General features: G+C 63.8%; 5 protein-coding genes. 4 read left to right on the top strand and 1 reads right to left on the bottom strand.

All coding sequences use genetic code 11. From position 1 onward, the window contains the following. Positions 1-274 precede the first annotated feature (274 nt). Positions 275-1,045: a hypothetical protein gene (locus ACIA5H_RS35255; RefSeq protein ID WP_397080398.1), complete on the top strand. Its 771-nt coding sequence runs from the start codon at positions 275-277 to the stop codon at positions 1,043-1,045. 86 nt (positions 1,046-1,131) lie between these two features. Here the strand turns inward: ACIA5H_RS35255 and ACIA5H_RS35260 are convergent, their stop codons facing one another. Further along, complete coding sequence (locus tag ACIA5H_RS35260; protein WP_397080400.1) at positions 1,132-1,410, bottom strand: hypothetical protein; 279 nt, start codon at positions 1,408-1,410, stop codon at positions 1,132-1,134. 526 nt (positions 1,411-1,936) lie between these two features. On the opposite strand from ACIA5H_RS35260, the gene ACIA5H_RS35265 reads away from it, so the two are divergent. The 3 genes from ACIA5H_RS35265 (at position 1,937) to ACIA5H_RS35275 (ending at position 6,280) form a co-directional block, all read left to right on the top strand. Continuing rightward, positions 1,937-3,805, top strand: a complete 1,869-nt coding sequence (locus ACIA5H_RS35265; RefSeq protein ID WP_397080402.1) for an NACHT domain-containing protein — start codon at positions 1,937-1,939, stop codon at positions 3,803-3,805. Positions 3,806-3,941: 136 nt separating this feature from the next. After that, on the top strand, positions 3,942-5,468 hold the full coding sequence (gene istA / locus ACIA5H_RS35270; RefSeq protein WP_397080404.1) for an IS21 family transposase: 1,527 nt from the start codon (positions 3,942-3,944) through the stop codon (positions 5,466-5,468). Next, positions 5,465-6,280, top strand: coding sequence for an ATP-binding protein (locus ACIA5H_RS35275; RefSeq protein ID WP_397080406.1), 816 nt, complete (start codon positions 5,465-5,467; stop codon positions 6,278-6,280). The genes istA and ACIA5H_RS35275 overlap by 4 nt, the downstream gene beginning before the upstream one ends. Positions 6,281-6,527: the final 247 nt, after the last annotated feature.

The following is a 6,527-nucleotide window of genomic DNA, read 5'->3' on the forward strand; positions in this document are numbered from 1 at the left end:
TCGGGCGTGCTGGTTGCGCCAGCGGACGTAGGTGCCAGGATCACCTCGACATGGTCGATACCATCTTCCTCACACCCGTGCCGGTGCAACTGGCATTACCCACTTCGATATACGCCGTGCTACGAAGGCGCGTAGCCGTCTGACATACAGCCCTCAACCGCCGCTCGTGCCTCGCACACCTACTCGCGAACGGACCCCCGCAATGAGTGCATGCGCGCACCCTCGATGCGCTAACGAGAGTTCTGAGGAACACATCGGCAGGTCCGCCGCCGCAGTGTTGCTCGGCGATGACGCCCTGGAACGCGTGTGCGAGAACGAGCGACCTGGCCCGGTAGTCGATTACCGATCGACGAAAACAGCAGTCGAAGTCAAAGCGGTCAAGCACGGACAATTCGAACAGCTCCGCGCGACGTACACCAAAAAGATTGAAGACGATGTCGTTCTGCCGGTTTCCGGCCTCCGCAAGACGTGGTTCGTGATGCCGGACGCCACAGCCGCAACCGGCGAACGCTCCGCATACAATGGAACACTGTCGCTGCAAAAGCTCGAAATCCGTCTCGGACCGCTCCTGCTCGAACTCGAACGTCAGGGCATTGATGATGCCCTCACGGCGCCACGGCAACTACAGTGGCAGATCGCGGCGCTCCTACACGGCGGCAGCTGTAGCACTTTCGAGAGCTCCGAGATCGGCCCAGGCATCCTGCTGGCCGGCTACCTCGCTGGGCATAGCCGCCCGCTCAACATCGACCGAGCAGTACGAGACCGAATCCAGAACTGGCTCGACACCAACTCCTCGAACATGGTCGCGTCCCTGTACGAGGAAGCGGGAGTCCGGTGCGGGGTACTCGTCATTCCTCAAACCATCGACGGATTCTCCCTGACCCGGTCCCTGACCGAAGACTTCAAAGATCTCCGAATCGTCCCAGCCGAGCCTCTATCGCTTCCAAACGGGGTCGACACCGTGATCACGGTCGCTGGCGACCACGCAATCCAATTCACTCCCCCCAACCGGTGGACCCGCATCGAACTCCATCACGACATCTGACTTGCTTCCCAAGTCACCAGCTTCCGTCCACCGCAGCCCCGCAGAGGTGCTGCGGCACTTGATCGTGACGTTGAGAGGGGCGTCGCTCAGCGCGGCAGGCCGACGACGTCCACAGTGAGCCGGGCGTGGTAGTCAAAGCACTTCGCCCGAAACTGGAACAGGCCGTTCATCCGGCAGAACACCTCGCGGCCGAGGGCGCCGAGCAGGTTGCGTTCAGCCAGCATGACTCGGTTCAGCTGCTCCTCCGGCATCCCCTCCAGGCGCTGCTCAATCAAGCACCTGGGCACGGCTGCCGGAACGCTCTTCGCCGATGAAGCGGGCGCCGGACGCCGTACAGAGCAGCCCGTTAACAGCACGCCGATCATCGACCCGTGGCAATCCCCGACACCGCCGAGGCCGACATCAACGACTCCACCGTCCGCCACTGCTGATTGATCAGCTCATGCCTGCGCATCTGACCCGCATCTACGCGAAGTTTGGAATGGATTTTCACACCCGAATTGGTGGCTTACCTGCACAAACTCGGCCGCCGAATCCGAGCCAGGCCCGAGGAGCCGCAGTAGAGGCGCGTTCTCCGGGGAAAGAACAGCAGGCTGTCGCTATTCCCTCAGCGCGTGGCGGTGGCGGTACCGCCAGACGTCGCAGCCGGTACACCCCGACACTTCGAATCGCGGTGGGCACGGCGGCGGAGAGGGAAACCAAGTGCATCACGCTGGCCATACCTAGCGAGGAACAGCCGGGAAGGCTGCGGAGCCGGCATTGACGAAAATAAGCCAGGCGTTCCGTCAGGGGCCGCGGCGCTGTCGGAGTCGGCGGCGCGATCGAGCGGGTGATGTGTACGCACTCCAGAAGTCGAGTGCCCCACCGGCGCAAGTACCGAGCGGCAGGCGCGTGACCGTAATCGCCGCGAAAGCCAAGGGAAAACCATCGCATCACCTCGGACTCCGTGTGCCGGGTATGCCACACTATCCGCTGGTCTGCTGCGGACCGATGAAACGGGAAGGGGAGGCTGTGGCGAGCCGTGCGGGTCAGGCGAACGAGGTCGGCAGCGTCTTCCGCAACGTCGTTGCCACCTACCTCGCGGTGTTCGGTCTCGCCAGCCGCCCGATCCCAGGGTTGGAGCTTCCCGACAACGTCTACCCAGTGCGGCTCGATTTCGAGACCGCCGACCCCACCGATGACATTCGTGTGACCTTCTCCGACGGGCGTCGTGCGTTCATCTCGGCCAAGCGAGCGGTAAACGCGGGCGTTCCGTTGAAAAAGACGGTGGCTGGCTGGGTCGAGCAGGCCCCGCTACTCGGTAAGGGAGACTTGCTCGTCATCGCGGGCGAGGAGTTCACCGGTTCCGCGCGGCAACTCTTCAACGTCCTTCGGCGGCACCGAGCCGGGCAACCGATGGACACCAAAGCAGAGCGGGATACGCTCCGTGTGCTGACCGATCTAATCGCTGACGAGGTTCGCGACCTGGTCCTCGACCGAGCACGAGTGCTCACCGTCTCGGGAGCGACTGAAACAGGCGAAGCCCGATCCGTGCAGGCGGCGATGATGGATCCCATCGTAGGCGGCCGGAATGGCCCCCAGGCAGTTGCCGTTCTTGCAGATCTGTTGCACCAGAGAGCTGGCAAAGCCCTCAGCAGTGACATCGAAGAATGGGTGACTGCACTTGCTGCCGCCGGCCTGGCGCCCACGCCCGACTGGGAAGGTGCGGCGGGAGGCAGAATCGCCGCTCGTCGAGCCGCTGTCGCCGCCTACCTGAAACAGATCGCCTCCAGGGCAGGACGAGTTGATCTGAGCCTGCTCGCGGACGATCTTCCACCCATCACCGTCGAAAACCTCCTCGCAGGCATGCGAGTCCGAGTCGAAGATTCACGCCAAAGCAGCGACCTGCTGAGATATATCCGGCGGTGGCGACGCATGTTGCTCGTGGGTCAACCCGGCGCCGGCAAATCTGTCGCGCTACGGGAGATTGCTGCCCATTGCGCGACGCATCCTCATGCCCCGATTCCCATCCGAGTCCCGTTGCCACGCTTGCTTGAGGGACAGCCCGAGAAGATCACCATCACCCGAATGGTCGATGGAGCGATCGCGGATTTCGTTGCCGCCGACCAGCGGGCACCACTTGCCGAGCATCTGACCAACGCCGTCGACCATGGACACGCCATCATCCTGTGCGACGGCCTGGACGAATGCGGCTCGCGTGCTCCGTGGATGGCCCAGCAACTTTCAGACCTTCTCAAGGCTCTTCCCCCGACCACTGGATTCATTCTCGCGACCCGCGGCAACGCAGAGCGCGCCGCTGCCCGCCTCGGGCTGCCACGCGCCGAACTCGCCCCCCCAGAAGATCTCAGCGCGACAGTAGATGCGATCCTCGACGCCTGCGCCCAAGCGCGGGTGCCGAAATCCGATAGAGACGCGTGGCTGGCTGCCCGCCGTGCCTGGATCAAGGACGCGAGCGAACAACACGATCATCTGCTCCAAGTACCGCTCTTGGCTGTACTACTCGCTCTGATCTGCGCCGACACCCCCGATGCAGAACTGCCGAAAGGTCGCGCAACGCTACTGCACCGAGCGGTCGAGCAATCGGTCGAACGCTGGGAACAGACCCGACACACACCGGACCAATCTCGGCCGTGGGCTCCCGAACTGAGCCCGCAGATGCTGCTCGACGGTTTCGTCGAACTCGGGCGCATGCTGGACGGTGGGCTGAGCGTTGTCGGCTGCCAGGAGGAAGGGACCACTTCGGAGCCGGTTTTGCCATGAGGATGGGACCACCCGTTTGCCACTGATGGGACCACCTGACTAGCGGTTTTGCCAGTTATGGGACCACCCGGCGTGGCTTCGGGGCTTCCGGTTGCTCGGCCGCTGTATTGGCCAGATGAGCTACCGGGAGGTTTCGGTGATCGAGATCAGACAGATGCTGCGGCTGTGGCTGCAGGGTCGCGGGTTGCGGGAGGTGGCCCGGCTGTCGGGCACTGACCGCAAGACGGTGCGCCGGTATGTCGAGCGAGCGCAGTCGTGTGGGGTGGACCGCGACGAGGGTGTGGAGCAGTTGACCGATGAGCTGCTGACGGCGGTGATCGCCGGGGTTCGTCGGTCACGTCCGAACGGTAAGAGCGATGCGTGGGAAACTCTCGCCGGTCAGTCCGAGCAGATCAAGGAGTGGCTGGATCAGGGCCTGACCCTGACCAAGATTCATATTCTGCTCGCCCGCCGTGGTGTGGTGGTGTCGTATCGGACATTGAACCGTTACGCGCAGGCGGAATTGGGGTTCGGGAAGCGGCGCACGACCGTGCGGGTGGCCGACTGCGAACCCGGCGCGGAAGTACAGGTCGATTTCGGGCGGCTGGGGCTGCTGACCGATGTCGAGGGCCGCCGGCGGGTGGTGAAGGGGTTGATCTTCACCGCGGTGTATTCGCGGCACATGTTCGTCTTCCCCACCTACCGGGAAACACTGGGCGACGTCATCGCCGGGTTCGAAGCGGCGTGGGTGTTCTTCGATGGCGTGTTCGCCGTCGCGATTCCGGACAACATGAAGGCCATCGTCGATAAGGCCGACGCGACCGATCCTCGGTTGAACGATTCGTTCCGCGAATATGCCGAGTCCCGTGGGTTCGTTGTTGATCCGGCGCGGATCCGCAGCCCGCAGGACAAGCCACGCGTCGAACGCTGCGTTCCTTATGCACGGTCGAATTTCTTTGCGGGAAAACAATTCCGGGACCTCGAGGACTGTCGGGAACGCGCGCAGCGGTGGTGCCGAGAGACCGCGGGGATGAGAATACATGGCACCACGCGCCTGCGTCCGGCCGAAGTGTTCGCCACCGACGAGGCACCGAAGCTCAAACCGTTGCCCGATAACGTCTTCGACATCCCGACCTGGGTGAATCCGAAGGTCGCACCGGACCGGCACGTTCAGATCTCCCAGGCTCTCTACAGCATTCCTGGTGATCTGGTCGGGCAGCGCCTGTCCGCTCGTGTCGACTCGCAGACGGTGAAGCTCTACTTTCGTGGTGAGCTGATCAAAGTCCACCCCAAGGTTGGGCCCGGTCGCCGGCAGACCGATCCTGCGGACCTGCCGTCGGAATTGACCGCTTATGCGATGCGGGACCTGACTACGTTGCAACGCAAAGCATTCGACCACGGCGGGCATGTCGGCGCCTATGCGGCGGCCGTGCTCGAGCATCCACTGCCCTGGACGAAGATGCGGCAGGTCTACCGGTTGCTCGGGCTGGTGCGCCGCCACGGCGCCGACACCGTCGATGAGGCCTGCCGCCGCGCGCTGGACGCCGAGGTCGTCGACGTCGGCGTCATCGACCGCATGCTCACCCGCGCCACCACGGCCCAGCAGCTGACGCTGCTGCCGCCACCGGCGCCTTCCCGGTTCGTCCGTTCCACTACCGATTTCGCGGTCAGGAGGCACTCATGAGCACCACCCGCCGTCCCGCCGCCGCCCCGGCGGTCAAACCGATCGAGGTCACCCCGGAGCTGAAGTCGCTGATGCGCCGCCTCAAGCTCGGCCAACTCCTGGACACCCTCCCCGAACGCCTCGCCCTCGCGCGGTCGAACCGGCTACCGCACCACGACTTCCTGGAAATGCTGTTCGCCGACGAGGTCACCCGCCGCGACCGGGCTTCCGAACAACGCCGCGCCAAAACCGCCCACCTGGACCCGCAGATGCACCTGGCAGCATGGGACGACTCAACCACAGTCACCTTCGACCGCGAACTCTGGGCCGAACTCACCTCACTACGATTCCTCGCCGACACCTACAACGTCCTGATCATGGGGCCGGTTGGAGTCGGAAAAACGTTCCTGGCCAACGCATTAGGACACATCGCGGTCCGCCGCCACCACACCGTTCACACCGAACGCGCCGACAAACTGTTCAAACGATTGCGTGGGGCACGCCTGGACGGCAGCTACGAAGACGAGATGCGCAAACTGCACCGCGTCGACCTGCTGATCCTCGATGACCTGGCCTTGCACCGGCTCGAAGCGGTCGAGACCAACGATTTCTACGAGCTGATCGTCGAACGCCACCGCAAAGCCTCCACGATCATCACCAGCAACCGCGAACCGCCGGAGATCCTGACCATGATGGCCGACCCGCTGCTGGCGCAGTCGGCGATGGACCGGCTGCAATCGGCAGCCTACGAACTCGTCGTCGAAGGCGAGTCCTACCGGCAACGCCAGAAACCGACCCTCGGCAGATCAGATCGTCCGACACACCAGAGTTGACCAGCAGGTCCAACCCCGGCTCAAAGCTTGCCCTCGACCAGCGCAGTGCGGTGACCGCCCAGACGTCGACCGAACTCGGCAACGAAGTCCGGCCGGAACGGAGGCCAGTTCCAGAACGTGAAACCAAGGCAGCCGAGGGCGAAGTAATCGTCGGGACTGCCCCGAGTTTGGTTGACTCGTGGGTTTGGTCTTTCAGGCCGCGACTGCGGGCCGGTTTATTGTCTCAAACTCGATCGGGGTGAGCCGA

Source organism: Nocardia sp. NPDC051900, assembly GCF_044452545.1.
GTDB classification, from domain to species: domain Bacteria; phylum Actinomycetota; class Actinomycetes; order Mycobacteriales; family Mycobacteriaceae; genus Nocardia; species Nocardia sichangensis.

What these genes read in the sequence shown, in the direction of transcription:
- ACIA5H_RS35260 (WP_397080400.1), bottom strand. Translation starts at nt 1,410, where the DNA reads ATGATCGGCGTGCTGTTAACGGGCTGCTCTGTACGGCGTCCGGCGCCC.
- ACIA5H_RS35275 (WP_397080406.1), top strand. Translation starts at nt 5,465, where the DNA reads ATGAGCACCACCCGCCGTCCCGCCGCCGCCCCGGCGGTCAAACCGATC.